Origin of the sequence: Bradyrhizobium sp. AZCC 1577, from assembly GCF_036924575.1 — a bacterium.
Taxonomy (GTDB): domain Bacteria; phylum Pseudomonadota; class Alphaproteobacteria; order Rhizobiales; family Xanthobacteraceae; genus Bradyrhizobium.
Genome location: NZ_JAZHRQ010000001.1, coordinates 3,854,123 through 3,880,744 on the forward strand (window position 1 = coordinate 3,854,123; position 26,622 = coordinate 3,880,744).

Genomic DNA, 26,622 nt, shown 5'->3' on the forward strand with positions numbered 1-26,622 from the left:
ATCGACACGAAAGGCCGGCGCTACGCCGGCTTTTTTGTCAGCGAATGCCGAGCGGCCGCGTGCGGCCTGCCTCGCCGCGCGCGTCCTCAGAGCGCGTCAAAAAATTTTTCGCGCTGCACGCAACTTTTCGTCATGATGCGCTATTATGGTCTCAGCCGGCTGGTTGGACATCGTAACATGCGTGCTTTTGCGTTAGGGCTGATCTTTTCCGCAGCGGCGTCTCCGTGCCTTGCTCAAACTGTCCTGAAATCCGAACCGCTTATCCTTGCTCCCTATGAAGTCGCCTTCGTGCAGGATCCCTCGTGCGGGGCCGGCAAGGTGCGCAAGGTAACCGGTGCGATCAGGGGACTGCAGCGGCGCAAGGCCTGCGTCACCCTTGCTTCGGAACAGGTATCGCTGGTCTCGGCGACGCCGTAGGATCCGATTTTCCGTCTCGGATGTCGTCCCGACGAATCGGTTCATTCGCGGGGACCTGTCGCGTGTCGGCCGCTTGCGGCCGACCTTACGACGCGAGCTGCAATTCCGTCTGCGCGTCGCGCTCGGCGTCGGCCTTGTTGCGGGCGGGGTCTTCGTGCGGCTCAAGCTGGCAGGGCTTGATCTCGTAGTCATGGTCCAGCACCGGACGGGGACCCGTGTTGTCTCGCCCGGCGATGACGTCGACGACGAGACCGCTCTTCTGGGCGATCTTCCAGACATCGGCTGCGGTTGGATAGGCCTTGCTCAGCTTGGCATCGTTTGAGAACAGCGCGTAGGGCATTGTTAGCTCCGGTAAAAACGGTCAACGCGGAAGCGGGGGCCGGGTTTCAGGCTTGGCTGCCATGCGGCCATTCCACAGGCTGTTTCGGGAGCAAATTGGCTCGCTTCGGCCCATTTTCGTGGAGTCTCTGAGTCTTTAACGAGCCGTAAACTCCCGAAAAAAGAATCCCCGAGACTCAGTCGCCAGAATCGCCGGATGTTTCCGGCCATGAGAACGAGCCTCCAGACCTCCTGCGAGCGTGTCCAACTCACGCTGACCGTGTGCCTGCTGGCTGCATGCGCAGCCAACATGGCGCTGGTCTATGCCTGGCTCTGAACATCGGGGGCGGGGGCGGAGAACGCAGCAAGATGTCTGGGATCTACTTAGTCGGCCGCGCCAGCGGCTCGCCTTCTCGGAGCGCCGCGTGCACCTTTGCCATGGTCGCGGTGCAATAGGCCTCGCGCTCGCGGTTGAACCGCTCTTGATGGGCACGGAAACTCGCGACCCGCGCCTTGATCTCGGACTGGATGTCGTCCCGCAGGTCAGGACGCGCGAGAGGGGCCAGCCTCGCTATTTCCCTCGACGCTTCCTTTGGCGCCTGGGCAATGGGCATCGTCTCCGCCAGCAGGGCCTGGATGTCAGAAAGCGGCGCGGCTGGACGGGTGGGCTCGGATGCCTGGACGGAGAGGACGGTGACCGACGTCGTGCCCGTCTTCTCGGCCTCCGGCGGCTTGCCGGTCACCGATTGAACAAACGCCATCGTCTGCGCGATCAGGAGATCGCGTTCCCTCATCCATTTCATGAGACACCTCGGCCCAAGTCATTCCACCAAACGGCTTTTGTGGAATCAAGCGGGCGGCGACGTAACTGGGGATAACTGCCGCTCTTTTGCGCGCGAGGTGACAAAACGGTGACAGTTCGTGACTGCCAACGTGGACATGGCGCGGGCGCATGAGGGTGATGTACCTGATCGCGCGAAGCGGAGTGACTAGCGGTCGCGGGGATTGGTGTTCGGAACAAAGGGCGCGCCGATCATACGCACCGGCGGCTGGTCGCCGACATAGATGATCCGCTGGTCGGCTGCCGGCGAACGCTCGACGCCGGCGGTTGTCCGGTGGGCGAACCGGACCGGCTTGTCGTCGAACCCGAGCAGCATAGCGCCACCGGCAATCGTCACGCTGAAACACGCGACGATAGCGAGCAGCACCATGTTGCAGTTTTCTTCGCGAATTCTCATGCCGGGAAAACGCGGGAGGTGGGGGTTGGTTTCCTGGCCAGTCAGAGAGTGAGTGTCCGATCCCACAACCGCGGGTGGCGCATCGGCCGGTACGTTGAACTACTATCTCGTCCAGGCCAGAAGCCGCGCTGACAATGCGCCAGGTGGCGCATTCAGCACCGTAGAACTACGGGAATCGCCGAAAAAACAGCACGTTGCCCCATAAATGGGCCAACAAGCACTTTCCCCTAGTTCCGCCCGGTGCAATACATTTTCCGAGGTGCCTCTCAGGCGATGGCCGTACACAGCCTGGCTATTGAGGCTGGGAGCCGTTCGGTCGGGCTAACCATATCTGCGGCATGGGACGTTTGGGGGGCTTGCAGCATGTCGACCTCACGATTTAAGTTACAATCTATAACTAATTTTATCAATTGAGGTTCACAGGTTTGCTTCCGGCATGAAGATTCATTTTGGTCCGGCGGGTTGGGTTCAATGGCCAGACAGCGAAGAGTTCTCAATCGAGTTCATGAGGCTGCTCGGCCTGGCTCAGGAAGGGGGCTCGCTGATCTCGGAATGCTTCCTTGTCGCAAGTCGGATTGACCCAAAGGATGGCGGCGATTCCTGGTATCGGGAATGGCTGAGGATGGCTGATATCAGCAACGAGCGCGCCAACGCTGCCTTCCAGCGCGGTCACGTGCTGACCGCACAAAGCAACTGGCTCCGTGCCATCAATTACTATCAGGCATCAGCGTTCGATTTCGACGCTGCCGACGAGAAACAGCAAGGCGTGCTCAGAACCATGCGGGCCTGCGCCCGCCGCTACATTGCGGATCTCACTCCCGCCGGCGAGGTCGTCGAGATTCCCTGGCAGGAAGATTATCCGCTGGAAGGCTACTTTTTGCCTGCCCCGGCCGCTCCGCATCGAACGCCTGTCGTGGTGTGCATGGGCGATCCCGGGCATCGGAAGGAAGAATATCTCTTCAAGGTGGCGCGCTACGCCCGCGACAGGGGATTGTCGCTGCTGGCCGTGGATCTCCTTGGATCCGGCACCGGCGCAAAATTCGATGAGGTCATGGGCCGTCCCGATCTCGAAATGGCGGTAAGCCACGTGATGGATTACCTCACGACGAGGGGCGACATCGACGAAAACAGGGTGGCGATTCTCGGCGACGGTCCGGGATCGTCCTTTGTGGCGCGTGGCGTCGCTCTCGACAATCGTTTCGCTGCCGCGGTTTGTGACGGCGGAATCTGGGATATGCACGAGCGCACCTTCTTGATGGACCGCCTCTCGCTGGGTTCCGCGTGTAAAGGAGGCGAAGGCGGCTGGCCGCGGCGAAAATTTCGCTGCCCGGTTCTGATCACCATGGGTGAGCAGGGCTGGCTCGAAAGCAACCATGTGACCGGTCTGTTCGAACGACTCAAGACCAGCCAGCCCGACATTTCACTAAGGATTTTCGATAGCTCTGAAACTGCTGCCGCGCATGGGCATTGCGATAATCCCACGCTCGCCAACGAGTTCATTTTTGATTGGATGGCCGATCGCCTTGACTCGGTACCGGTCTAGCTCGTTACCGTCAGAGAGGTCATATACCCATCGCTATCTTCAGGCTCGCCTTCTCGAGACGGCTCTTCAGGGTCGCGAGTTTGCCGGTGAGCTCGCTGAGTTCACGGTCGCTGAATTCCGCGAAGACGAAGTTGTTGAGGGCCTCCTGCTCGGAGGCCAGGTTCGCAATGTGCTTATAAGTCTTGTCCGTCAACGACATCTGCACAACCCTTGCATCGTCTGCCGACGTCCTCCGGCGCATGAAACCCTTCTTCTCGAGCATTTTCGACTGAGTCGTGACGAACGACGGGTCTACGTGAAGCATCTTTGAGACGACCTTCACCGGGACGCCCTCACCTTTATCCAGATCGGCCAGGGCCATCAGGATCATCCATTGCGGGCCGCTGATGCCGAGGGCTTTTGCCCAGAAGTAACGAATCTCCTGGAGGTGCACGTTGATGGCGGCGATCTCCCAGGCGAGTTGCCGGGCGATGTCCTGATTCTTTCCGCCGACCTCATTCGGCCCTCCGCGGTTGCCGCGGCTCGATGAGTCCGATCCCTTGCGGAGTTCTTGTCCCATAGTTTCTCTCATCCGAGCGAGCGTTTACTAACTTAACTGATTTACCTAACAATATCATCCAAGTGGACGCCTTTCTGGCGGTTCCCCGAACACGATTTTGCGAGCAGCCGGTGTTGCCACAGCGACACAGTCGAACAGGATAGAGATAGATGAGTTCATAAACTATTTTGATTACGTAAGTTGCGCATGCATAGTTCTGAAGACGGCCGAGGGGGGTCCTGGGTCGTTCCGTTGCAGGTGGTTCGCTTAAGTCCCTCGCGTTCATGCGGGTGTGTCCGAAGACGCGAAACGACTGAGCGGTTTTTCAAAGGCGAGGGCGGATCTTTCCTGGGGGAACAGCCACAGGTCCGTCCTCGTCCTGGCAGAGCAACTTGGAGGTTTAACATGACTATGATCAAGAGCCTTGTTCTCGGCTCAGCGGCGGGTCTCATCGCCGTGAGTGGAGCACAGGCCGCCGATCTTCCCGTCAAGGCCAAAGCGGTCGAATACGTGAAGATCTGCTCCCTGTACGGCGCTGGCTTCTACTACATCCCCGGCACCGACACCTGCATGAAGATTGGTGGTTACCTGCGCGTCGACACCACGTTCAACGGCGGCATCTACGGCTCGCCGGCATGGAACGGCGACATCGGTCAGGGCAACCGCTACGCCAATTACTTCGCGGCCCGCTCCCGTATGTCGCTGTCGGTTGATACCCGCACCGCCACTGAATACGGCGTTGTCCGCACCTTCGGTCAGGCCAACTTCCAGTTCAGCACACTCGGCAACAACACCTTCAATCCGAACTCGCTCGACACGCGCCTGGGCAACAACACGAACCTGCTTGACTCCGCCGGCAACGGCTACGTGTCAATTGACCAGATCTTCCTGCAGTTCGCGGGCTTCACCTTCGGTAAGTCGGTTTCGGCCTTTGCGTCGCCGTGGAACGGCTATCCGGGCAACAACAACTCGAACCTGATCGGCGGTCCGGACTACGTGACCGGCGTCAACAACATCCAGTACACCGCTCAGTTCGGCAACGGCGTGTCGGGCACCATCGGTCTGGACGAACCGACCGTGTACAGCCGCACGGGCATCGGATATCTTGCAACTTTCGCGGCAACCGCTGCTACTCCCACGGCACTCGCAACCAATCCGGCCAGCTCGGTCTCGACGCTCGGAATTGCGCCGAACGCCTATGGCGGCGTGCATGCGCCCGACATCGTCGGCAACATCCGGGTCGACCAGGCTTGGGGTCTGTTCCAGATCGGCGGTCTGGCGCATCTCGTGAACGCTTCGTACAACGTGCTAGGCCCGACGGGCGTGCCGACCGCTCTGTCGGAAATCTCCGGTCACCCCGAAAGCAAGTGGGGCGGTGCGGTGATGGCGGCCTTGCAGATCAAGAATCTGCCGACCGGTGCGGGCGATGACTTCAAGATCGACGCCACCTACGCCAAGGGCTCCACCAAGTCGGTGATCTCCACCAGCGGCACGTCGCCGAGCTTTGCGATGTTCGGTGATACCAGCCGTGCGGGAGCCTATCAGAGCTACGGCGTTGGCTACACCAGTGACGGCGTTTATGTCCCGGGTGGCGATATCCAGCTTACGGATGCCTGGGGCGTCCGTGGTGCGTTCAACCACAACTGGGATCCCTACTGGTCGACCAGCCTCTGGGGCAGCTACGCCCAGGTTCGCTACAATGGTACAGCGACCGCGGCCTACTGTGCGGCCTTTGCGGGCCCCGCTGCGGGCGGTCCTGTAATATCCGCACGCAGCTTCAGTGGCGACTTCACCTGCAACCCGGACTTCGATGTTGCGATGGTGGGTGCGGTCACCCGCTGGACTCCTGTCAAGAACCTGACGTTCTCGGCTGAAGTCGGCGCGTTCTTCCTTGACCAGAAGATGACGGGTGCGATCACGGCACAAGCTCCGGGCGCGACCAGCCCGAAGCCGAGTGCGACCTACGAGTTCCGGGACCAGAGCACTGTGTTCCTGAACATTCGCGCTCAGCGCAACTTCTGATCCTGATCTGAACTATCGCAATGACCCCCGGCAGTTTCACTGCCGGGGGTCTCTTTTTGGAAAGCTCCACGCCAGCACTCCGTTCTCAAACTTCAGCCAAATACTCGAAACATTCTTGAGAAGAAATCTGCTGGCGCAAAAGCGGCGCGCAAGCTTGCTGAAGCGCTCAAAGACTCGGAAGTGCGTCCCGTCATCAGAATGTTCGCGAGATCTCCGTCGCGCCGTTGAACGCTGCATCGAGCGACGAGCCTTCAGCGAAGCCTTGTCGCCCCGCACACCATCGAAGCCCGGGCAAAGCGTCTCCGCCGGAGCGGTGCGCCGATGTGTGTAACTAAAATATATGTTGTAATAACTTGAGTAACTCATGTATTATTTTAAGGCGTAGCCGCCAAATCGGTTGGCGGCTTCTCATGGAGAAGCGCACCAGCATCTTCAGAAATACCTCCGAAACCTCTGGCCATGCCCGGCCAGAGGTTTTTCGGCCTCTTGAGGGCTGTTTCTGATTGCGCCCGGTGCAGACTCGGATGGCACCAGATGGCCAAGACGGCTCGTCGCTCTCAATACGCTAGCACGGCTCAGCTTGAAAAATTCTTGAATCAGGCGTTTCAAACCACCGATAGCCGTCAGGTTTGCCTGGCTCTCGGTGAAGCAGTCCGGACCCAAAATGTCACGACGATCGCTATCGAATCAGGAATAGAGCGGGCACACCTCTACGGGGCTTTTGCATCAGAGAGGGGGCCGCGGCTTTCCACGGTGACGAAGGTGATTACGGCACTACGTCTGAGGCTGGTTACAGTGCAACCGTCCGCATCCACGGTCGAAAGATATAGCTCTCAACAGCCAGTGCATGGCCATTTACGTTACAGCACTCCGGCGGGAGTTGCCGAGCTCTTGAATCCTGCCTTTGCAACATCCAATTTTCGCGCCATTTGTTCTACCTTTGGTGAGATCATCCGAGCCCAGGAGAATGTTACTGAGTTCGCGCGACGAATACAGATTGGCCGAACACGTCTCTACCGCTCGTTCATGGGCGATCGTTCTCCCGAATTTACGACTGTCCTGACGATTCTCGGGGCGTTCGGATTGCAGTTGCGTGTAGAGCGGGTAAGCAATCGGAAAGCGTCGCTCGATCCCTATTCAACGCGGAGCCTTGGAAAATCGGCAGAGCTCGGGACATCGGCAGAGATGGTGTTCCCCCAACAACTTCCCGTGGAATTCCCAGCAATGGTAGAGGCCTGAACGGGTATTGGCTCGGTCGAACGGTTTCGTCCGCCTGACGCTCTTAAATGGTGCCGGTTGAGAGGATTGAACTCCCGACCTTCGGTTTACAAAACCGCTGCTCTACCGCTGAGCTAAACCGGCGAATATCTAGTTTATCAAGGGGTTGTTGATATTCACGATCGAACGTTTCAGCAACCTTGGTCCTAAATTGGCCCAATGATCAAGCCCTTCGTCAGAAGGCCGATCTTCTCGGCGGCCGACTCGTCGCCCTTTTGGGTTCTCTTAGCGTAGACCTTGAGCAAAACGCTAGGGTCATGGCCCAGCCTTTTTGCCACGACGTGCACAGGCGTCCCTTGATCGAGGAGCCAAGTTCCGTGCGATACCCGAAGATCGTGCAGGCGGATCGAGAATCCGAGGATCTTCTCAGCCCGCTTGGTGAACTGCTTCGTGACGCTGTCAGGATGCCGGGGCTCGCTCGGCTGGCCATCCGGGGTTGGGAACACCAGCCAGTCATCCGGAATGCGCACAAGGCTCAGGTCAACCTCGATGCCGTCGGGTGCACCAGCGACCAACCGCTGAAAGCGCGCCCGCAAGCTGAGCAGCAGCGCGACGAGAGTGTCGTCGAGTACGATCGTGCGCTTGCCGCGCTCCGATTTCGGCTCCTTGAATTGAAGCCCGTGCTTCTTTGTGTATTCCAGGGCGCGCTCAATGCGCAGCGTCTTTGCGGTCGGATTGAAGTTGGACCAGCGCAGCGCCAGCGATTCACCGCGGCGCATGCCCGTGAACGCCATCAAGAACGTAAAATCGAAAAGCGTGGACCCGCGAAAGCCCTCGACCAATGCCGTGATCTTCTCTTGCTCGAGCGCCTGGCCGATATCGGAGTCGCCGGCCGATGGCTTCTTGATCGCGGCTGCCGGGCTAGCCTGAAGCAGCTTGCCAATATCAACGGCCGCCTGCAGGCAAGCCTTGAGCACGGTCGCGACGTGATGTCGGGTGCGAGGCGCCAGCGCAGTCATCTCGGCATACAGCTTCTGGATTTCGATCGGCTTTATTTGCTGTAGCGGCCGCTCGCCCAATCTCGGCAGCACATGCTTCTTGAGCAAGTCCTCATAGCGCGCCACCGTCTTGTGCTGGCGTTCTGCCGTCTTGAGCGCAATCCAATCGTCGGCCCATTGCGACAATGTCTTCTTGTCGGCGGCAACGTGCACGCCTTTGCCTGCATCCGCCAGCAGACCGCGAAGTTTGTCTGCCGCTTCTTTTCGCGTGCCGCGGAAGGTGAGGGAGTGCCTGACGTCGCCGACGTAATAGCGCAGCCGCCAAGAATTTTCGCCGCGCCTCTGAACGCTGCCGTCGCCGTGTGATCGCTTCATTGCTAGCCCTCTTCGTCAAGCTCGGTGGTTTGGCTAAGCGCGTCTTGGGTGTAGGCAACCAGATAATGAAGCATCTCAGTCTCGATTTCGGCCGTGACGCTAATCTGGCGACATGAAACCTGGCGATCGTACCCATCGACAAAAAAATCGATCGCGACCGGGCCATGGCCGCGCATGATTTGGCCGCGCCAACAGCGAGAAACGCGGATGCCGTGATATTCAGAGTATCGGTAAGCGGGCCCAGAGCGAATGTTCTGGCCAGAGAGAACGCTGGCAACTTCGGAACGGAATGTCGGCTTCCCAGCCGCTCCCCAATGCGCTCTATGTACACCCCTCGAGAGAGTGCCACCGTACCGCGCCTCGCAAAGCGCGACGACACGCGCGTCCACATCGCTCAGCCCCTCCGCCGCCAGAGCACTAATGATGACCGCGGCGGCGTTCTCTGGGGTGAGGAGAACTCCGCTTCCCGGGCCTCGTCCCGGGGCGGGCGTCAATAGGCCGAGTTTCACCAGCGAGCGCTGCCGTTCGTACAGCGCGCCAGGGGTGAGGCCGATGATCGGGGCGATCCCGTGGAGATACGTCTTCAAGCTGGACATGGGAAACAGTACCAAAATATTGGACGTTGTACACCAATAATCCATTGCGAATCAAAAATCTCCACCTAGGTGTGAAGAGGTGTACATCGGCCAACACTTTTCCAAGGGAATAACCATGAACGAAGAGCTGAGGAACCTGCTTTCCGGGGTCACCGCAGATGTGCCCGACGTCGGCCGAATTTGTTACGGCCTTAGCCGCAACGGCTCCTATAACGCCGCAGCGAAGGGCGACATTCCGACGATCCGAATCGGCGGTCGGCTGAAGGTCCCGACGGCGGTGCTGCGCCGGCAGCTAGGGCTCGATCAGGTCGGCGCGTCCTGACATGAACATTGCCGTCACCACACCGCTCCCCGCACTGATCGATCGCGCCCGACAGGCGCTGGCCAATGCTCGGACAGCCGCGGAGATCCTTGAAGCCAAGGACGAGGCCAGCATCATCTATGACATCGCGAAGAAGGCCGCACGCATGGCCGCCGCGAAAGGAGCGCATGATGAGGTGGTCGCCGCCGCTCACCGCGCGCAGGGAGACGCGCTGGAACTGGAAGCCGGAGCAAAGCACCGACTGGCGGATGAGTACGACGCCGCGCAAGAGCGGGGCGAGATCAACGGCCACGGCGGCGATAGGAAGACTGACGAGTTCAAGTTTGAGAGCTCCAAACTTGAAGGCATCAAGCCAGACCAGCTTCACGAAGCGCGCATCATCCGCGACGCGGAGGCGGCCGACCCTGGCATCGTCCGCCGCAGCATCGACGAAAGGCTGGCGCAGGGCGAGGAGCCGACAAAGGCGGCTCTGCGTCAGGTCGTTACAGAAGCGGCGATGCGCGGTCATCGTGCCGGCACCGGCGCTGGCTCCTCCAATAAAAACCCAAACTACCAACCGCCATCAAAGGCTGATGTCCCGCAGAGCGACGGCAGCAATCCTCCTGGTCCTGCCGAAGTGGCAGGCCTCGCCAACGCCCTGCGCGTCGGTCTGTGCGCACTCGATCCCATTATCGATCGCATCGACGAGATCGGCCTACCAGAGTTCTGGAAGCAAATCGGATCGAAGGCCGCCCGGCAGGAACTTGCCGTCGTGTTGGACGGCTTGTACCGCTTGCGAGCCATCGAGCGTGCCTACGAAAAACTGCAGAGGCGTGGCGGGATTTATCACCACGATTTTCGCGACAACGATGGATGTGCGGCATGAGCTCCGCGCAAGTTTTCGAGCGTGACGACGGCCTATTCGAGGTCGGGCTGGCTGAGCCGCTGGGGCCATTTGAGGCGCGATCATTCGCCGAGGCCGTCGCCATGGCCAACCATAGGTCACTCCACAAACGAAAAACGCCTCCGGAAAAACCGGAGGCGTCGTTCGGGTGTGACCAGCACCGCAACCAATGAGTAACAGTATGGATACGCCAGCGTATCGCTTTTTGCAAGCAAATTCCGAGCAGGGCGCCGTCATGAGCGACCGCTTGCGCTGATCGAACACGCGCGTTCGGTCGACCTAGTGCGCGAGATCGCGGGTCTGCTCGGTGGCTCCCGCCGCAATCAAACGAACACGGATCGATCGTCGCGACAATAGCGACAAGTCGAGATCGGCCATGATCTCGTCGCCGGAAACGTGGGGACCCCACGCCCGCAGATGAATGACCGCAGCGCGCCGCGCGCTCAATTAGCGGCAGCGAGCCGGACGCTAAACGCCGTCGCGCGACCGGAAACAAAGTAGTGCGGGCAAGTGTGACCCATAACACCCGCGACCAATGAGGAACCCGGCAACCCCGGGGACGGTGAAAAGGCTCCGCCGCGTGTCAATCGGGATGACCTCCGACCGCGCGGCGAGAACAAGACCGAGCGTGCCGAAGAAAGCGCTCAGGGATCACGACGGGGACAACGTCGTGCCGGCAACGCCGGGAAAGGACACTGAGTAATCGGGCTTCGCTTTGAAGCTTCCGCCTGGTCGGCGGTCTTGAGGGTAGAGGGCTCTACCATTCTCAAGGGATGAAAGGGGCGAAGCTATGCCTCTAAGGTTACGAGTGAGGAGAGATGCACGAACACGAGACGTACACGACACACAGCAATCGAGCGGGCCTGACACCGAGCAGGAAGCAAAGCCGCACCAGCACGTCCGTAATCGCCAGCAATCGACCGTCTACAGTCGCCACTCATGCGCGCACGGCCGCCTGGCCGCTGTTCTTGCGGTCGAGATCGATCGGGCGCGCCAGGGGCACGGCAAGCCCGTCAATCAGCCATCAACCGCCGAAATTTCCAAGGGACCGGTATGGAGGGATACGCACCGCGAGGCCGAGCCTTGCCCGTGTTCACTATATTTGGGCCGCTCAAAATCGCGGTTTCGTTGTCAGGAAATATTCCTATGGCATCGTACTTTCGGCTGACTAGGGGTTTCGCGTTCCGCCCCCAAGGCGCTGCGGCGGGCGATCCTTCACATTCTAGACCAGCGTCCCTGCCTCACAGCCCGCGAGCTCGCATCGTGCGCTTATTGCTTTCGGCGGCCCATGATTCGGCCGGGCTGGCGCATACCGACCAATGCCGAAGTTGTCGCAACCCGGAGAGCGCTCCGGCGTTTGGTGTCCTCCGGCAAGGTCGCATTTGTCGGCAAGGCGCGTCGCATGGGCGCGCGGCGTGGTCACAAATTATTCGAGCTAGCCAAACCCGGGGTGGGCCAACGATGACCGACGCTGCCGAAATCGCCGCGCGACTTGATGTTATCGAGGCAGCGGTCAAAGCTATACGGGACTCGCTGCCGTCGGAACGCGCGCCGGCGCAAGGCGACGATGGTCTCCCCGGCGACCTTATGAGGCCGGGCGATGTGATCCACGAGTTCGCCATTCCGAAGTCAACGTTGCATCGCCTCTGCCGTGCTCACCCAATCAGCAACGCCGATGGATTCGCCTACTTCGATGGTGACGAAGCAGAGTACCGGATCTCGCGCAGCCGGTTTGCTGCGTTTCTGCGGCCGAATGGGACGCTATGGGACGTGAAACAGCCGCAGCGGGACGTCGGTGGGACGTCTCCGGCGTAGCCTCGCCGCCAACTCGCTCGGGCTTTATCTCCCGCCTCCCACCCAAGGACGAACTTACCGATGAGCAAGATCACGAAGCAACTCGATGACGCCCGTGTCGCCCTGGAGGCCGCAAAGGCCAAGTTGACCGATGTTCAGAAGGGTGGGCGCTTCGGCAAGCAGGACTTTGTCTATTTGCCGGAGGAGGACGCCTATCGCTGTCCGGCTGGAGAGCAACTGCCATATCGCTTCACAAGCGAGGAAGATGGCAAGCGGATAAGGCGTTACGCCAGCGTGGTGATCTTTACCGATGGCAATCACCTGATGGTGTTATCGAGCGACGATACTGTTGGCGCATTTCAGTAATGGGCCAAATCCCAGCCGCACGCCAATCTCGATCTCGCCAGCATCATCTACCTTGCCTCAGCCGGTCCGCGTACAGATGATACGCACTGGAGGAGTTGCCCTCGGCAACCGCGATGTACGCCGTGAGTCGACATTAGTCTTGTGATTTTCGGCCATCAAAGCCTTAACCCATTGTACGTCGCCTGAGCCGCCTTGGCATTTGAGGGTGACAACCGGCCCGTCGCCCAGCGCAAGCTTGACCCTTTTCGCCTTCCTAACACTTCTCATGAGCCGTTCCGGTCCCGTGATTGAGCCCTCAGCAACTACGGGACCGGCCTCAGGAGAAACGGTGAGCCAATAAGAGACCTTCTCATTGCGTCCATCTATGACGACGAGCCCTTCGCCGATTAGATCATCGATTGCCTCTTCATGCACGTCCATCGGTTCACCCTCAAAACGGAGAAACTCACGCAGAGCTGCCTTTCGCGCAGGGTATGCGGTTGGGCGTCCACCGTTGCTTCCAGCCCCCGGCGCGCCAGCTTGCTGTAGCGGCTGCCATGTTACTTTTGGTCGGAAGGCGACAATCTGGATGCACCGTCGCGGAGATTTGGCCATGCGCAGCACGCAGGAAATTCCTACGAACGACCCCCATCTCGACGCGCCGAGCCCTGCATATCACCCGAATGATCCGGACCACGCGAGCCGAAATCACCATGTGAGAAGTCGAACTTGGCCAGCGCTTCACCCGGGTTACGATCCATGTCGCCCTTGCCGCAACCGTCGGATGGCTTCGGGCCGCAGTAATCCTTCTGCGGCTGGCCGTCATCGTTCTTGGCGTCCTTCCAGCCACCATCGTGCTTGGAGCACTCACCCTTGCCGTCTTTCGAGTAGTCGAACTTCCCGGCCTTCTTCGAATAGTCGCCTTTGCGGCCGTCATCGGAGCAGTTGTCGTGGCCCTGCGCGAGCTTGGTCGATTTCGCACCTTCGGCGGCAAATCCGGTGTGGCCAGCATCGCGCGCAGGCGCCGCTGCTGGTCTGCTACCTGAGACTCCGACCTGAAACGGCCCTGCCGCCGTGGAAAGACGGATGATCATGTCCGCTCCGTGGGCGATTTCAGGTCGGTGTGCTATACTCACACGAGTCATATTTAAATGCTGGAGATTGGCATTGATTTCTTTTTCCTTTTCGGTGTCCAGATGTGCCGTGCCCTCGTCCAGAAACAGGATCTTTGGTCGGCGATAGAGCGCGCGCGCAAGCAGTACTCGCTGTTTCTGCCCGCTGGATAATGAGCTTCCCATGTCACCGATGAGGCTATTGTAGCTCATCGGCATTGCCATGATATCGTCGTGGATGCCGGCAATCTGCGCACACTCGATCATCCATTGCCGATCGAATGTCGTCTCAAAAAAGCAGATGTTGTCGGCAATAGATCCTGACAGCAATTGATCCTCCTGCATCACCGCGCCAATGTGTTCGCGATAAACGCGCGGTCCGATCTGGCCTAGCGGAAGGCCGTCTATCAGGACTTCTCCGCTCGTTGGCTCGAGCAGCCCAAGCATAATCTTGACTAGAGTTGTCTTGCCGCAGCCGGAAGGTCCCATGATCGTCACGAATTGTCCCGGCGCAACGCACAGATTGACGTTGTTGAGAATCAGAGGCTCTGCTTCTGCATAGCGGAAGCACACGTTGCGCAGCTCGATCGAGCCGCGGATCGGTCGCACATACGACAAATCCTGGTCGTGCCCCCGCTCTAGGGGGGTGAGCGCAATATCGGCGAGGCGCTCCAGGTGCAGTCCGAGAATGCGCAGGTCCACCAGCTTCTCGATTAGCAGCGCCGTCCGTTCGGCAAACTGCAGCTTGTAGCTGACGAACGCGAATATCATGCCAACCGTGATAAGGTTGTCTAGTGCGAGGCGAGCGGCAAGGTAGATTGTGATTACGTTCTCCAGGCCGTATATCGTGTCGTTGATGGCTTTGAAGCTGATTCTCGCCCGGCCTAGCCGCACGTTGGCATTTACGTACTCAGCATAGCGGTTCAGCCACTGGCTCTCCCGCTCGTTCTCTCGGTTGAGGAGCTTCAGGCTCTGCACCGCCCGCACGGTTTCGATGAAGGTGGAGTCTTCCTGTGCCTTGCTGTGAATGGCCGCTTCGCTCCGTTGTCGGAAGATCCTGAAGAGAGCGAGTCGCAAAGCGGCGTACAGCGCGAACGCGAACAGGACGATAAATCCGAGCTGGACGCTGTATGCGAACATCAACGCCAGCATCAACACGGACATGAGACCGTCAATCAAGCCAGTGATCAGTCCCTCCGCGAGCATGTTGCGGATGGGCTCGATCGAGCCAAAGCGCGACAGGATGTCGCCGATGTGCCGCTTTTCGAAAAATGAGAGAGGCAAACGCACCAGATGATGAAACAGCCGGGCACCGATCTGAAAGCTCAGCGTATTCTGCAGAAGAAGAACAATGAACGAGCGGGTCGCGGTCGACGCGACTTTGATCAGGACGAGTAGCGCGAATCCAAGCCCGAGTACGAGCAGAAGATCGACGTCGCCTCTGGCGATGACCTCGTCAACCGTGAGCTGCATGTAGAAGGGAGCGGCGAGGATAAGGATCTCGATGACCACCGAGAGAACCAATATCTGCGTTAAGACATGAGAGTTTCCCCTCATTCCGCTCCAGAATGCTGAGAACGGTAGTCGCACTCTCTGGTCTGTGCGGCAGAACTCTTCGGTGGGTGAGAGTTCAAGTACGACTCCGGTGAGATGTCTCGATGCTTCCGTGATGGGGAACCATTTCTCGCCGGCGGCCGGATCGTGAACCACGATTCCGTGTTTCTTGCACGCCTTCAGGACAACGAAATGATCCATGTCCCAGTGCAGGATAGCCGGGAGACGCAGTTGGCACAGATGGTCAACCTCGATTCGCAGCGGCCGGCACGCGAGGCCCAGGTGAGCCGCTATCTCCATGAGGTCGCGGAGAGTGACACCCTTCAGCGAGACTGCGTACCGCCGCCGCAGGCTATTCATGTCAGTTCGATGGCCATGATAGAACGCTACCATGGCAAGGCATGCCAACCCGCATTCCGCTGCCTCTGTCTGCCTGATGACCGGGAGGAACCCGCGTCCGCTGAAGTTCAACAGTCCCTGCATGTGGCTACATCCTTGCGCTCAACATTGGGTCAAGCAGCCACCACATCAGCGAGCGCTGCTCGAGGATCACGTCGGCCTTGAGCAGCATGCCTGGCTGAAGCGGCATCTTGCGCCCATAGGCATCGATATCGGGCCGCTCGGGAAGCACAGTCACGCGGTACGCCGGCTCTTTGAGGGTGATCGGCCCGGTAGCATCATTGCCGGTCAGGATCGTGTGAGAGACCCTTGCCACGGTGCCGCGGTAGGTGCCGAATTTCTGATAGGGAAACGCATCGTAAAGTATCCTGACCTGCTGGCCGGGGCGCACGAATCCGGACGCGCGCGTCGGAAAGAACAGCTCCGCCTGCAAGCTCGAATCAAGCGGGATGATTTCGAGCTGCATATGCTTTGGATCAGCGACCTTGCCGACGGTCGCCTGCAGCGTGGACACGCGCCCACTCGTCGGCGCCTTGATAACGTAGGCCCGTCGTCCGTCTACCTCGGCGCTGCGCTGTTCGATCCAGGAGAGATCGCCGCGCAGTACGCGAAGCCTTTCTGCGGCAACGGTCGGAAGTTGCTCGAGCGTATGCCGGGCATCAGTCAACTGGCTGCGTCGTACAGTGATCTGCTGATCGAGCGACGCTAGGTTCTGCGCTTGCTCGAGCGCCGCCTGCTCGCGGCGCTTCAGCTCGATGGCCGGCAACGCCCCCTTCGCTATTAGCGTAGCGCCCGTCGATACAAAACTCTCGGAAAGCTTCAGCCGTTCGTTCTGGATATTGCGCTGGTCTTCGAGTTGGGCAATCTCCCCCTCGATCGCCTTGGTCGTAGAGGCGAGGCGCTCGTGTTCGGAGGTGGTCCGGCGCTCTTCCGCAGCGATCTGTCGCTCGACCACCTTGCGTTGCCGCGTCAGCGCTTCGAGAACGGCGGCATTGACGTCATCGCCGTTGGCGCTGATTTGGGAAGTGACTATCGTCAGGAGCGGGGCGCCCTCGGCAACCTCCTGACCCTCCTTGACGTGGAGTTCTTTGATGAAGCCCTGTTGCGGCACCAAAATTTTGGCCGTTCCGAAGGTGGGAGTTAGATAGCCCGTGACGGTTTCTTTGCGGGCGTATTGAGCGATGGAGATAAAAACCAAAATGAATGCAACAAGGCCCGCGAGAGTCCAGCTGAGCATCATGCTCGATATCGGCTGCAGCGATACGACCTCGCCCCAGCTGTGGCGCTGATGCAGAAAGTCGATTGCTTCCTGGCGAAATAGAGCTGGCCGTGTCGCCATGGTCGCACCTTGTTGTTACGCTCTCATTCGTCAATTCAAGGGCTGCGCGTAGTATCTCTCCGCCGCGGCACGGCTGCGGATGGGTACCGCACAATGCGGTCGAGAACCGCTCTCCGCTACGGAGAAGCGGTTCTCGCGCCAATTCATTGCATTAGCCGATGTTGAAGTTCGTTTGCTTGTTGTCACCCACAACGATTCCAGCGACGTTGGCCTGCACAACGTTATCGCTGACATTGATGAGTGAGCCGTTGTGGCAGCGGCAGCCGGAGCCAGCGGCTACGAGCTCGAGTTCCTCGTCGCGCAGTTCAACAGGGTGGGTAAGTTCATGCATGTTACTCTCCTTGTACTCTCTCGTGATGTTGATGGCGCCGTTACTAACGGCTACCACTATCCTCTAGTCGGAAGTCGCCAATCTGGATGCAACGTCGCGTAAATTTTTGCGCGGCATAACCCTTGCCGTCCATTGATGCCGCTCGTCGTCGAAGAAATCCCAATCAAGCTCGTTGCGAGCGCTCGCGCCATTCTCGATCAAGCGCACTCCAGCAGCCAAAAACAATGGCCGTCATGCGGGACAACGAGTCCCTAAATTCACGTTTCAATCCGCCGACCGGATAGGCGATCGGTGCTGCCATTGCCGAGTTGACCAGCTACAAGTCCAGGCTGGGTCAATGAGGTGCATCTAAATCATTCTGATTGGGGTCCAGCGATGGCTTGGACTTGCCCATCCTGGAAGCATGCGAAACACTGTTCACCGGAATGTCTGCGTTTTCGATGGTGACGATTCGATTCGCCAATTCCGTTCGGCTTCGGAGCGAGACCTAAGCGCTGCCCTCTAACACTCAATACAGGACTGGGAGGGCATCGTTCCGAGAAGGGCATTGTTCTGTCGGATCACAGTCCGCGAGAGCTTTCACCCATCGAACGCCCGTAGCGCCGCCCTCGCATCGGAGCGTTACGACATAACCATCCTGCATAACCAACTTCGGACCAGTCGCGTTCATGATCATCCTCATGAACTCCTCAGGCCCAGTGATGGAGCCTTCTGCGACGACAGGTCCTGCCACCGGTACTATCGTGAGCCAGTAGCAGATGGCGCCCGCTTTCGCTTGGCCGATGATGATCGCGCCGTCGCCGCTCAGTTCGTCGATGGTATCATCGTGCAGGTCCATGTGCTCAGCCCTCAAACAGGATAAGGTCGCTGTCAACGTGTTGTGCCGTCATGTTACATTCCTTGGGTGTTGATGGCGCTGTAGTAACAGCTGCCATCCACCTCTCTAGTCAGAAACCGCCAATCTGGATGCAACGTCGCTCGAATTTTGCCGATAAGGAATGACGCTTGTCGTTCAATAACGCTTGTCGATGCCGTGTGAACTCGAGGAGATCGCAATCAAAATCACTGCAGGCGCTCACGCCACTCCTCCTCGATCAAGCGAGATGGCACGTCCAGGCCCCTTAAGGTTCCGAGCGACGTCCAGTTCCTGGCGCGCACTTCGAACTAAGAAAACATTGGACCTTCATGCGCCATGACTGGCTCTAAAATTTCGCGTTTTGAAATCCGTCGACGAGATTGTCTATCGGTGCTGCGAGGCTGGAACCCTCGCCGAGGCAAAATCAAAATCATGTCCCTCGCGGGCTGCGATTGGTCACTGCGACTCGCGCGGTAAGTGAGCATCACTCGCGTGGCAAGCGAGCAAGAAGTGTTACTCGCCGGGGCAAAATCAAATTGCAAAATCAAAATCATGTCCATCGCGTGCAGGTCACCGCGGCTCGCGTGGCAAGTGAGCATCACTCGCGTGGCAAGCGAGCATGAAGTGTTAAGCGCCGGCTGCGCCCTGACGAAAGCGTCACGATTTTGTGATGGCGTAGATTGAAACAATTTTCAGCATCAAAGTTGATTTCCTCCAACGGCTCATTCCGCATCAGGAAATGCAAGCCACCAGTTTTCTGGAAATGCAAGCCATCAGTGTTCTGGAAATGCAAGCCAGCGATATTCGCTGCACGGGAATAGTTGCGTCTGCGTTACGAAGGGGTGACTTCGACCATGCCCCACCACGGAGCCGACTTCACAAAGGTAGAGTCTCGCTCCGACGCAGCGCAGGATGATACCTATCTCAATTGCGAGACGGCTCTGAATTACGAAACGGCGCTAATCGAGTGCGCCGCCGGATCGCAGTTTGCCGTTGGCGAGATCTACGCCCGGGAGAAGGACCAGTTGCGCGCGGTGGCGCACCGGATCGTCCACGACAGGTCGCGTGCGGAGGACGTCATCCACGATGCATTCGCGCAAATTCTCCGATGTGCCAAAAGCTTCGATCCTGCACGCGGATCCGCGCGGGGCTGGATCTACGCGATCGTCCGTCACACAGCACTCAGGATGCAGAAGAACGCCAGGCGGGAACTCGCGCTCGAAGACCACACGCTGAACGCCGTCTGCGAGCGGGAACAGACGGTTTCGAACCCCGCGTCTCGCATCCCAGACAGCATGACCCTACGGACCATGCTCGATCAACTCGAGCCAAAGCGCCGCGCGAGCCTGCTTCTGGCGATCATCGACGGGCATACGCATGAGGAGATCGCCGAATACCTCCGGGTTCCGGTGGGAACGGTCAAGGCGTGGATCCGGAGAGAACTCGTGGCCATGCGGCGGCAGCTCGAATGAGGAGTGAATTTGTTTTGCGCGCTGCATCCATCGGGGCGCGTCGACGACAGTAGGGGGAGGGCGCCGGGATCCGGAGCAGGCATGGGCCCGTCGCAACCGCGAAGTTAGGAGCGAAACCATGTCTATCCTGAGCTGGGTTACGAGCGTTCTCGGATTGGCAAAGATTCCGGAAATCGGCGTCCCACGCGAGGAACACAAGCCAACCACGCTCGACGACGGCGGCAACGGCGAGCACGTCAAGTGGAATGACGCTCACGAGGGTCGCGAGGACTACTCCAAGCACGATGGCGGCTGGAAGGACTCCAAGAACGACGACGGCCCGCCGCAGAAGGACTATTGCGACCCCGAACCATCCGACGACTGCGGCAAGGGCGACACTTATCGTAACCCGGGTGACGCGTTGGCCAAGTTCGACTTCTCACATGGTAATTTCGGCGCGCATAGTCCGGATCATTCGGGTGACATGCAGGTCGCGCTCGCTTCGATGTCGTCCGACGACGCGCTCGAATACGCGATCGCCCAAATGGGCCCCGCGGATCAATTTGATGGAGGGCATTTCCATATGCCGGCAGACATGTCGCACGACACGGACGCCTGATGCGCCGAAAGACCCGCCCGGCACGGAATGCGCGAGAGTAATTTCTGATTCGAACGAGAAAAAAGGCGGCAGTGATGAACGAAGTAGAAAAACGCGAACTGTTCGAACAAGAGCGGAAAATCTTCGAAGCTGGGGTGCAGCGTGCGGACAAGCGATCCGGCTCTTTCAATTTCTTGACCTGGTCGTTCTTCCTTGCCCCGCTGATTGCCTGCGACGAGTTTCTTGTCGGCATTTTCAAATCCGCGGCGGCCGAGCAGGAGGTCGCCAAAACGGCTCAGGCAGGCGCCGCGCCGCAGATGGCGAATGACCATCCGCCGGTTATTGATTCCTCGAAAACGGGCGCAGAGGATGAGACGGTCAAAAGGCCCACCGCCTCGTCGGGGGCGCCTGCGGCCCAGCTCGATCCGACGGGGCTTTTGTCGCAGCCGCATGACGATGCGCTCAAGCCGGGCACGGCCCGCAATGAGGCAGTCGCCGCCGAGGGGGCGGCGGAGGCGGCGATGATGCCGAGTCCCGCCATCATAACGCTCACATCTCAATCGAAGATAGTTCCCTCAACCCGCTATCAGCGGATTCCCACCTCGGAAGCACTCAAATGCATGGTGGGTCAACGCTCGAGTCCGTTCAGTCCAACGTGCTACTCTTTCAGCCCGTCGATGATCGGCTTTGCTCCCCTGCTTGGAGCTGTCGACAGTCTCAGCAATGACGTGGTGGGAGGGATCGCGCCGGTCGAGGCGCAGCCGGTGCTCGCGACGGTGAGCGACACCGCGGCGACGCTGACCGATGACGTCGGCGGGACGATCGCGCCGGTCGAGGCGGCGGCGCAGCCGGTGATCGCAACGGTGAGCGACAGTGCGGCGACGTTGACCGATGACGTCGGCGGCTCAATCGCGCCGGTCGAGGCGGCGGCGCAGCCGGTGCTCGCGACGGTGAGCGACACCGCGGCGACGCTGACCGATGACGTCGGCGGGACGATCGCGCCGGTCGAGGCGGCGGCGCAGCCGGTGCTCGCAACGGTGAGCGACAGCGCGGCGACGCTGACCGATGACGTCGGCGGCACGATTGCGCCGGCCGAGGCGGCGGCGCAGCCGGTGCTGGCGACGGTGACCGACAGCGCGGCTACGCTGACCGATGACGTCGGCGGCACGATTGCGCCGGCCGAGACGGCAGTGCAGCCGGTGCTCGCGACGATGGCCGACAATGTGGGTACGCTGACCCCTGACGTGAGCGGCTCAATCGCGCCGGTCGAGGCGGCGGCGCAGCCGGTGCTGGCAACGGTGAGCGACAGCGCGGGTACGCTGACCGATGACGTGGGCGGGACGATCGCGCCGGTCGAGGCGGCGGCGCAGCCGGTGCTCGCAACGGTGAGCGACACCGTAAGCACGCTGACCGATGACGTCGGCGGGACGATCGCGCCGGTCGAGGCGGCGGCGCAGCCGGTGCTCGCAACGGTGAGCGACACCGTAAGCACGCTGACCGATGACGTCGGCGGGACGATCGCGCCGGTCGAGGCGGCGGCGCAGCCGGTGCTGGCAACGGTGAGCGACACCGTAAGCACGCTGACCGATGACGTCGGCGGCACGATCGCGCCGGTCGAGGCGGCGGCGCAGCCGGCGCTGGCGACGGTGAGCGACACCGTAAGCACGCTGACCGATGACGTCGGCGGCTCGATCGCGCCGGTCGAGGCGGCGGCGCAGCCGGTGCTGGCAACGGTGAGCGACACCGTAAGCACGCTGACCGATGACGTCGGCGGCACGATCGCGCCGGTCGAGGCGGCGGCGCAGCCGGTGCTCGCAACGGTGAGCGACAGCGCGGCGACGCTGACCGATGACGTCGGCGGCACGATTGCGCCGGCCGAGGCGGCGGCGCAGCCGGTGCTGGCGACGGTGACCGACAGCGCGGCGACGCTGACCGATGACGTCGGCGGCACGATCGCGCCGGTCGAGGCGGCGGCGCAGCCGGTGCTGGCAACGGTAAGCGACAGCGCGGGTACGCTGACCGATGACGTGGGCGGCACGATCGCGCCGGTCGAGGCGGCGGCGCAGCCGGTGCTGGCAACGGTGAGCGACACCGTAAGCACGCTGACCGATGACGTGGGCGGGACGATCGCGCCGGTCGAGGCGGCGGCGCAGCCGGTGCTGGCAACGGTAAGCGACAGCGCGGGTACGCTGACCGATGACATGGGCGGCACGATCGCGCCGGTCGAGGCGGCGGCGCAGCCGGTGCTCGCAACGGTGAGCGACACCGTAAGCACGCTGACCGATGACGTCGGCGGCTCAATCGCGCCGGTCGAGGCGGCGGCGCAGCCGGTGCTGGCAACGGTAAGCGACAGCGCGGGTACGCTGACCGATGACATGGGCGGGACGATCGCGCCGGTCGAGGCGGCGGCACAGCCGGTGCTGGCAACGGTAAGCGACACCGTGGGCACGCTGACCGATGACGTCGGCGGCACGATCGCGCCGGTCGAGGCGGCGGCGCAGCCGGTGCTCGCAACGGTGAGCGACAGCGCGGGTACGCTGACCGATGACATGGGCGGGACGATCGCGCCGGTCGAGGCGGCGGCGCAGCCGGTGCTCGCAACGGTGAGCGACACCGTAAGCACGCTGACCGATGACGTCGGCGGCTCAATCGCGCCGGTCGAGGCGGCGGCGCAGCCGGTGCTGGCAACGGTAAGCGACACCGTAAGCACGCTGACCGATGACGTGGGCGGGACGATCGCGCCGGTCGAGGCGGCGGCGCAGCCGGTGCTCGCAACGGTGAGCGACAGCGCGGGTACGCTGACCGATGACATGGGCGGGACGATCGCGCCGGTGACCGGTGACGTGGCACAACCGTTAAGTGCAGTCAGCGACACTCTTGCGGATGCGGCGCCGGTCGTTGAGACGACCGAGCCGGCGCCGACGACAATAGCTGCCGCCGTGAGCGATCCGACCAACGACGTAACCAGCGACGTGTCAGAGTCAGATCCGGCCGGCACCGGGATCGTGGCCAGCGACGCTCTTGCGGATGCGGGGCCAGTCGTTGAGACGACCGAGCCGGTGCTCACGACAACAGCTGCCACCTTGGGCGATCCGAGCAGCGACGTGTCAAATCCGGCCGACACCGGGACCGTGGCCAGCGACACTGTTGCGGATGCGGGGCCAGTCGTTGAGGCGACCGAGCCGGTGCTCACGACAACAGCTGCCACCTTGGGCGATCCGAGCAGCGACGTGTCAAATCCGGCCGACACCGGGACCGTGGCCAGCGACGCTGTTGCGGATGCGGCGCCAGTCGTTGAGGCGACCGAGCCGGTGCTCACGACAACAGCTGCCACCGTGAGCGATCCGACCAGCGACGTGTCAGATCCGGCCGACACCGGGACCGTGGCCAGCGACGCTGTTGCGGATGCGGCGCCGGTCGTTGAGGCGACCGAGCCGGCGCCGACGACAACAGCTGCCACCGTGAGCGATCCGACCAGCGACGTGTCAGATCCGGCCGACACCGGGACCGCGGCCAGCGACACTGTTGCGGATGCGGCGCCAGTCGTTGAGGCGACCGAGCCGGCGCCGACGACAACAGCTGCCACCGTGAGCGATCCGACCAGCGACGTGTCAGATCCGGCCGACACCGGGACCGCGGCCAGCGACGCTGTTGCGGATGCGGCGCCAGTTGAGACGACCGAGCCGGCGCCGACGACAACAGCTGCCGCCGTGAGCGATCCGACCAGCGACGTGTCAGATCCGGCCGACACCGGGACCGCGGCCAGCGACGCTGTTGCGGATGCGGCGCCAGTTGAGACGACCGAGCCGGCGCCGACGACAACAGCTGCCGCCGTGAGCGATCCGACCAGCGACGTGTCAGATCCGGCCGACACCGGGACCGCGGCCAGCGACGCTGTTGCGGATGCGGCGCCAGTTGAGACGACCGAGCCGGCGCCGACGACAACAGCTGCCGCCGTGAGCGATCCGACCAGCGACGTGTCAGATCCGGCCGACACCGGGACCGCGGCCAGCGACGCTGTTGCGGATGCGGCGCCAGTTGAGACGACCGAGCCGGCGCCGACGACAACAGCTGCCGCCGTGAGCGATCCGGCCAGCGACGTGTCAGATCCGGCCGACACCGGGACCGTGGCTAGCGACGCTGTTGCGGATGCGGCGCCAGTTGAGACGACCGAGCCGGCGCCGACGACAACAGCTGCCACAGTGAGCGATCCGGCCAGCGACGTGTCAGATCCGGCCGACACCGGGACCGTGGCCAGCGACACTGTTGCGGATGCGGCGCCGGTCGATAAGGCCGCAGGCGACGTGATCGCCTTGAACGATGAGCCACCGCCACCAGAAAACGCTCTGCACACCGGAACCGAGTACACCGATTACGGCGTTAACCTTAGCAGCGATAGCGCAGTTCCACCGCAGGATACCGGGTCTTCGGCCGACGCCGCGTCGGCGTCTGACACTGCGCCGCCGCCTCCCGAGATCGCGGATACGAATCAGCCAACAGACCCTGAACTTGCTATCCTATAGCGGGGGCGAACATGGCGGCCGTCGAGATACTGGACAATCCGCCGCGCAGCCATTCTGCAGATCACCTTCGCGTCACACCCGGCGGCGAGGCCCGCGACTATGTTGGACCTGTCAATCCGCTGGCCACCTGGCGTTCGGTCGCGCGCACGAACCTGATTGCGGTCGCTGCATTTTCGGTCGTCGTGAATCTGCTGATGCTCACGCTGCCGATCTACCTGTTCCAGATTTCCGATCGCGTGCTGACGAGCCGCAGCCTCGAAACACTGCTGATGCTCTCGGCTCTCGCGCTGGCGTTCATCGGCATCCTCTCGATCATCGACATTCTGCGTCGGCAGGTGCTGGGGCGTTTTGCGACCAAGATGGAGGCGGTGCTCGGCGGTGCAGTGCTGGCGAGCAGCATCAACAACGCCAGGGCCGGCGAGGGCGGGACCATCCAGGCGATTCGTAGCCTTCACCAGGTGCGGGGATTCATCTCGAGCCCCGTCATGCTTATGCTGATGGACGCGCCGCTCTCGCCCCTCTACTTCGGAGTCATATTTCTCATTCACCGAGATCTCGGCTTAATCGCTGTCGTGTCGGGCTTGGCACTGGTGCTGATTGCGGTGCTCAACCAGAAAGCGACCTCGGAGCGTCTGAGCGAGGCAGGCCTGCATGCTGCTGAGGCCGATGCGGCGGCCGAGTCGCTGGCGCGAAATTCGCAGGTGATCAATGCGATGGGAATGCTGAGCGAGAGCATTCTTCATTGGGGTCGCCGGCAGGCGCCGGCCCTGACGGTGCAGAGCCAAGCCCTTGACCGGAATTTCTGGATAAGCGGTGCGTCGAAGTTCGTCCGGCTCGTGACCCAGATCACGATCCTCGGCGTGGGCGCCTATCTGGCCCTCAACGCCGAGATCACCGGCGGCATGATGATCGCGGCCGCAATCATCGTCGGCCGCGCGCTGCAGCCGCTCGAGGGGCTGATCGAGGGATGGCGCAGCTGCGTTCAGGCGCGATCGGCCTATGCGCGTGTCAAGCAGGCGGTCGAGTCATTCCAGCGCGAGACGCCGAAGCTGCGCCTGCCCAAGCCGCAAGGGCGCCTGACCGTGGATCGGGTCTTGTATTTGCCGCCCGGCTCGAAGGAACCGGTGCTCAATAGCGTGTCGCTCGAGCTCGCGCCCGGAGAGTCTCTTGCCATTGTCGGACCGTCTGGGTCGGGCAAGTCGACCCTCGCGCGCATTCTGGTGGGCTGTCTGGTGCCGACCGCCGGCAAGGTCAGGCTGGACGGAACAGAGCTGCGCAACTGGGATCGCCGCCAGTTTGGCGAATATACCGGCTACCTGCCGCAGGAGGTCGAGCTATTTCCCGGGACGATCAAGCAGAACATCTGCCGCATGCGGGACGACCTGCCCGACGCGAGCATCTATGAGGCGGCGATATTCTCGGGCATCCACGACATGGTCTGTCAGCTGCCGCAAGGATACGAGACCGTGCTCGACCGCGGCGGCGGACCGCTCTCCGGGGGACAGAAGCAGCGCATCGCGCTCGCCCGGGCATTCTTCGGTGATCCGTGCCTCGTCGTCCTCGACGAGCCCAACTCGAATCTCGACGCGGCGGGGGAGCTGGCTCTAACCGAGACCCTGCAGCGCGCCAAGAAGCGGGGGGTCACCGCGGTGGTGGTAACCCTGCGCCCTGCGCTGCTGAACAGCGTGGACAAAGTGCTCATCCTGCGGGCCGGACGGGCCGAAGCATTCGGATCTCCGAGCGACGTGCTGCACCGCCTGGTTCGGTCGCCCGGTGGGGCCGCCGCAGGTAAGCCGGAGCAGCCGCAACGCATCGAATCCTCTGGCCCGTGAGGTGACCGCGCGGGAGGACA

Annotated in this window: 24 protein-coding genes and 1 tRNA gene; 13 read left to right on the plus strand and 12 right to left on the minus strand. The window is 61.3% G+C overall.

Annotated elements, in window-relative coordinates; translation table 11 throughout:
• The first annotated feature begins 177 nt into the window (after positions 1-177).
• The gene (locus V1278_RS17895) at positions 178-417 is read left to right on the plus strand and encodes a hypothetical protein (RefSeq protein WP_334368940.1); all 240 of its coding nucleotides are present in this window, start codon (positions 178-180) and stop codon (positions 415-417) included.
• 85 nt (positions 418-502) lie between these two features.
• Here the strand turns inward: V1278_RS17895 and V1278_RS17900 are convergent, their stop codons facing one another.
• From V1278_RS17900 to V1278_RS17920, 4 genes are all read right to left on the minus strand, one after another.
• Positions 503-757: a hypothetical protein gene (locus V1278_RS17900; RefSeq protein ID WP_334363432.1), complete on the minus strand. Its 255-nt coding sequence runs from the start codon at positions 755-757 to the stop codon at positions 503-505.
• A 358-nt stretch (positions 758-1,115) separates the two neighbouring features.
• Entirely contained in the window at positions 1,116-1,538 is a 423-nt protein-coding gene (locus V1278_RS17910) for a hypothetical protein (RefSeq protein ID WP_334381721.1), read from the minus strand.
• Between the two features lie 186 nt (positions 1,539-1,724).
• The gene (locus V1278_RS17915) at positions 1,725-1,973 is read right to left on the minus strand and encodes a hypothetical protein (protein ID WP_334381723.1); all 249 of its coding nucleotides are present in this window, start codon (positions 1,971-1,973) and stop codon (positions 1,725-1,727) included.
• A 493-nt stretch (positions 1,974-2,466) separates the two neighbouring features.
• Complete coding sequence (locus V1278_RS17920) at positions 2,467-2,646, minus strand: hypothetical protein (protein ID WP_334384338.1); 180 nt, start codon at positions 2,644-2,646, stop codon at positions 2,467-2,469.
• Between V1278_RS17920 and V1278_RS17925 the strand changes: the two genes are divergently transcribed.
• Positions 2,596-3,516 carry an alpha/beta hydrolase family protein gene (locus V1278_RS17925; RefSeq protein WP_334381725.1) on the plus strand — a complete coding sequence of 307 codons (921 nt, stop codon included), beginning with the start codon at positions 2,596-2,598 and terminating at the stop codon, positions 3,514-3,516. The genes V1278_RS17920 and V1278_RS17925 overlap by 51 nt on opposite strands.
• Positions 3,517-3,535: 19 nt before the next feature.
• On the opposite strand, the gene V1278_RS17930 is transcribed toward V1278_RS17925, so the two are convergent.
• Positions 3,536-4,075 (minus strand): MarR family winged helix-turn-helix transcriptional regulator, encoded by a 540-nt coding sequence (locus V1278_RS17930; protein ID WP_334381726.1) that lies wholly within the window; start codon positions 4,073-4,075, stop codon positions 3,536-3,538.
• Positions 4,076-4,459: 384 nt separating this feature from the next.
• On the opposite strand from V1278_RS17930, the gene V1278_RS17935 reads away from it, so the two are divergent.
• Entirely contained in the window at positions 4,460-6,076 is a 1,617-nt protein-coding gene (locus tag V1278_RS17935) for a porin (protein WP_334363426.1), read from the plus strand.
• A gap of 534 nt (positions 6,077-6,610) precedes the next feature.
• Positions 6,611-7,315 carry an addiction module antidote protein gene (locus tag V1278_RS17940; protein WP_334381728.1) on the plus strand — a complete coding sequence of 235 codons (705 nt, stop codon included), beginning with the start codon at positions 6,611-6,613 and terminating at the stop codon, positions 7,313-7,315.
• A 48-nt stretch (positions 7,316-7,363) separates the two neighbouring features.
• Here the strand turns inward: V1278_RS17940 and V1278_RS17945 are convergent.
• The 3 genes from V1278_RS17945 to V1278_RS17955 all read right to left on the minus strand — a co-directional run bounded on the left by V1278_RS17945 (position 7,364) and on the right by V1278_RS17955 (position 9,263).
• Positions 7,364-7,438, minus strand: a tRNA-Thr gene (locus V1278_RS17945).
• Positions 7,439-7,500: 62 nt separating this feature from the next.
• Positions 7,501-8,667 (minus strand): tyrosine-type recombinase/integrase, encoded by a 1,167-nt coding sequence (locus V1278_RS17950; protein ID WP_334381730.1) that lies wholly within the window; start codon positions 8,665-8,667, stop codon positions 7,501-7,503.
• A gap of 2 nt (positions 8,668-8,669) precedes the next feature.
• Complete coding sequence (locus V1278_RS17955) at positions 8,670-9,263, minus strand: hypothetical protein (protein ID WP_334381731.1); 594 nt, start codon at positions 9,261-9,263, stop codon at positions 8,670-8,672.
• A gap of 115 nt (positions 9,264-9,378) precedes the next feature.
• On the opposite strand from V1278_RS17955, the gene V1278_RS17960 reads away from it, so the two are divergent.
• The 5 genes from V1278_RS17960 (at position 9,379) to V1278_RS17980 (ending at position 12,628) form a co-directional block, all read left to right on the plus strand.
• The gene (locus V1278_RS17960) at positions 9,379-9,585 is read left to right on the plus strand and encodes a DNA-binding protein (RefSeq protein WP_334381732.1); all 207 of its coding nucleotides are present in this window, start codon (positions 9,379-9,381) and stop codon (positions 9,583-9,585) included.
• Position 9,586: 1 nt separating this feature from the next.
• Positions 9,587-10,450 (plus strand): hypothetical protein, encoded by an 864-nt coding sequence (locus tag V1278_RS17965; protein ID WP_334381733.1) that lies wholly within the window; start codon positions 9,587-9,589, stop codon positions 10,448-10,450.
• Positions 10,447-10,641 (plus strand): hypothetical protein, encoded by a 195-nt coding sequence (locus V1278_RS17970; RefSeq protein ID WP_334381734.1) that lies wholly within the window; start codon positions 10,447-10,449, stop codon positions 10,639-10,641. The genes V1278_RS17965 and V1278_RS17970 overlap by 4 nt, the downstream gene beginning before the upstream one ends.
• A gap of 1,288 nt (positions 10,642-11,929) precedes the next feature.
• Positions 11,930-12,283 carry a hypothetical protein gene (locus tag V1278_RS17975; RefSeq protein ID WP_334381735.1) on the plus strand — a complete coding sequence of 118 codons (354 nt, stop codon included), beginning with the start codon at positions 11,930-11,932 and terminating at the stop codon, positions 12,281-12,283.
• Positions 12,284-12,343: 60 nt separating this feature from the next.
• The gene (locus V1278_RS17980; protein ID WP_334384339.1) at positions 12,344-12,628 is read left to right on the plus strand and encodes a hypothetical protein; all 285 of its coding nucleotides are present in this window, start codon (positions 12,344-12,346) and stop codon (positions 12,626-12,628) included.
• Positions 12,629-13,242: 614 nt separating this feature from the next.
• On the opposite strand, the gene V1278_RS17985 is transcribed toward V1278_RS17980, so the two are convergent.
• The 4 genes from V1278_RS17985 to V1278_RS18000 form a co-directional block, all read right to left on the minus strand.
• Positions 13,243-15,756, minus strand: coding sequence for a peptidase domain-containing ABC transporter (locus V1278_RS17985; RefSeq protein ID WP_334381736.1), 2,514 nt, complete (start codon positions 15,754-15,756; stop codon positions 13,243-13,245).
• Positions 15,757-15,760: 4 nt separating this feature from the next.
• Positions 15,761-17,011 carry an HlyD family efflux transporter periplasmic adaptor subunit gene (locus V1278_RS17990; RefSeq protein WP_334381737.1) on the minus strand — a complete coding sequence of 417 codons (1,251 nt, stop codon included), beginning with the start codon at positions 17,009-17,011 and terminating at the stop codon, positions 15,761-15,763.
• Positions 17,012-17,162: 151 nt separating this feature from the next.
• On the minus strand, positions 17,163-17,342 hold the full coding sequence (locus tag V1278_RS17995; RefSeq protein WP_334381738.1) for a hypothetical protein: 180 nt from the start codon (positions 17,340-17,342) through the stop codon (positions 17,163-17,165).
• 508 nt (positions 17,343-17,850) lie between these two features.
• Positions 17,851-18,180, minus strand: coding sequence for a hypothetical protein (locus tag V1278_RS18000; protein WP_334381739.1), 330 nt, complete (start codon positions 18,178-18,180; stop codon positions 17,851-17,853).
• Positions 18,181-19,160: 980 nt separating this feature from the next.
• On the opposite strand from V1278_RS18000, the gene V1278_RS18005 reads away from it, so the two are divergent.
• From V1278_RS18005 to V1278_RS18020, 4 genes are all read left to right on the plus strand, one after another.
• Entirely contained in the window at positions 19,161-19,670 is a 510-nt protein-coding gene (locus V1278_RS18005) for a sigma-70 family RNA polymerase sigma factor (RefSeq protein WP_334384207.1), read from the plus strand.
• A 118-nt stretch (positions 19,671-19,788) separates the two neighbouring features.
• On the plus strand, positions 19,789-20,268 hold the full coding sequence (locus tag V1278_RS18010; RefSeq protein WP_334381740.1) for a hypothetical protein: 480 nt from the start codon (positions 19,789-19,791) through the stop codon (positions 20,266-20,268).
• A 74-nt stretch (positions 20,269-20,342) separates the two neighbouring features.
• Entirely contained in the window at positions 20,343-24,770 is a 4,428-nt protein-coding gene (locus tag V1278_RS18015) for a beta strand repeat-containing protein (protein ID WP_334381741.1), read from the plus strand.
• Positions 24,771-24,781: 11 nt separating this feature from the next.
• Positions 24,782-26,602 carry a type I secretion system permease/ATPase gene (locus V1278_RS18020; protein WP_334381742.1) on the plus strand — a complete coding sequence of 607 codons (1,821 nt, stop codon included), beginning with the start codon at positions 24,782-24,784 and terminating at the stop codon, positions 26,600-26,602.
• The last annotated feature ends 20 nt before the right edge of the window (positions 26,603-26,622 follow it).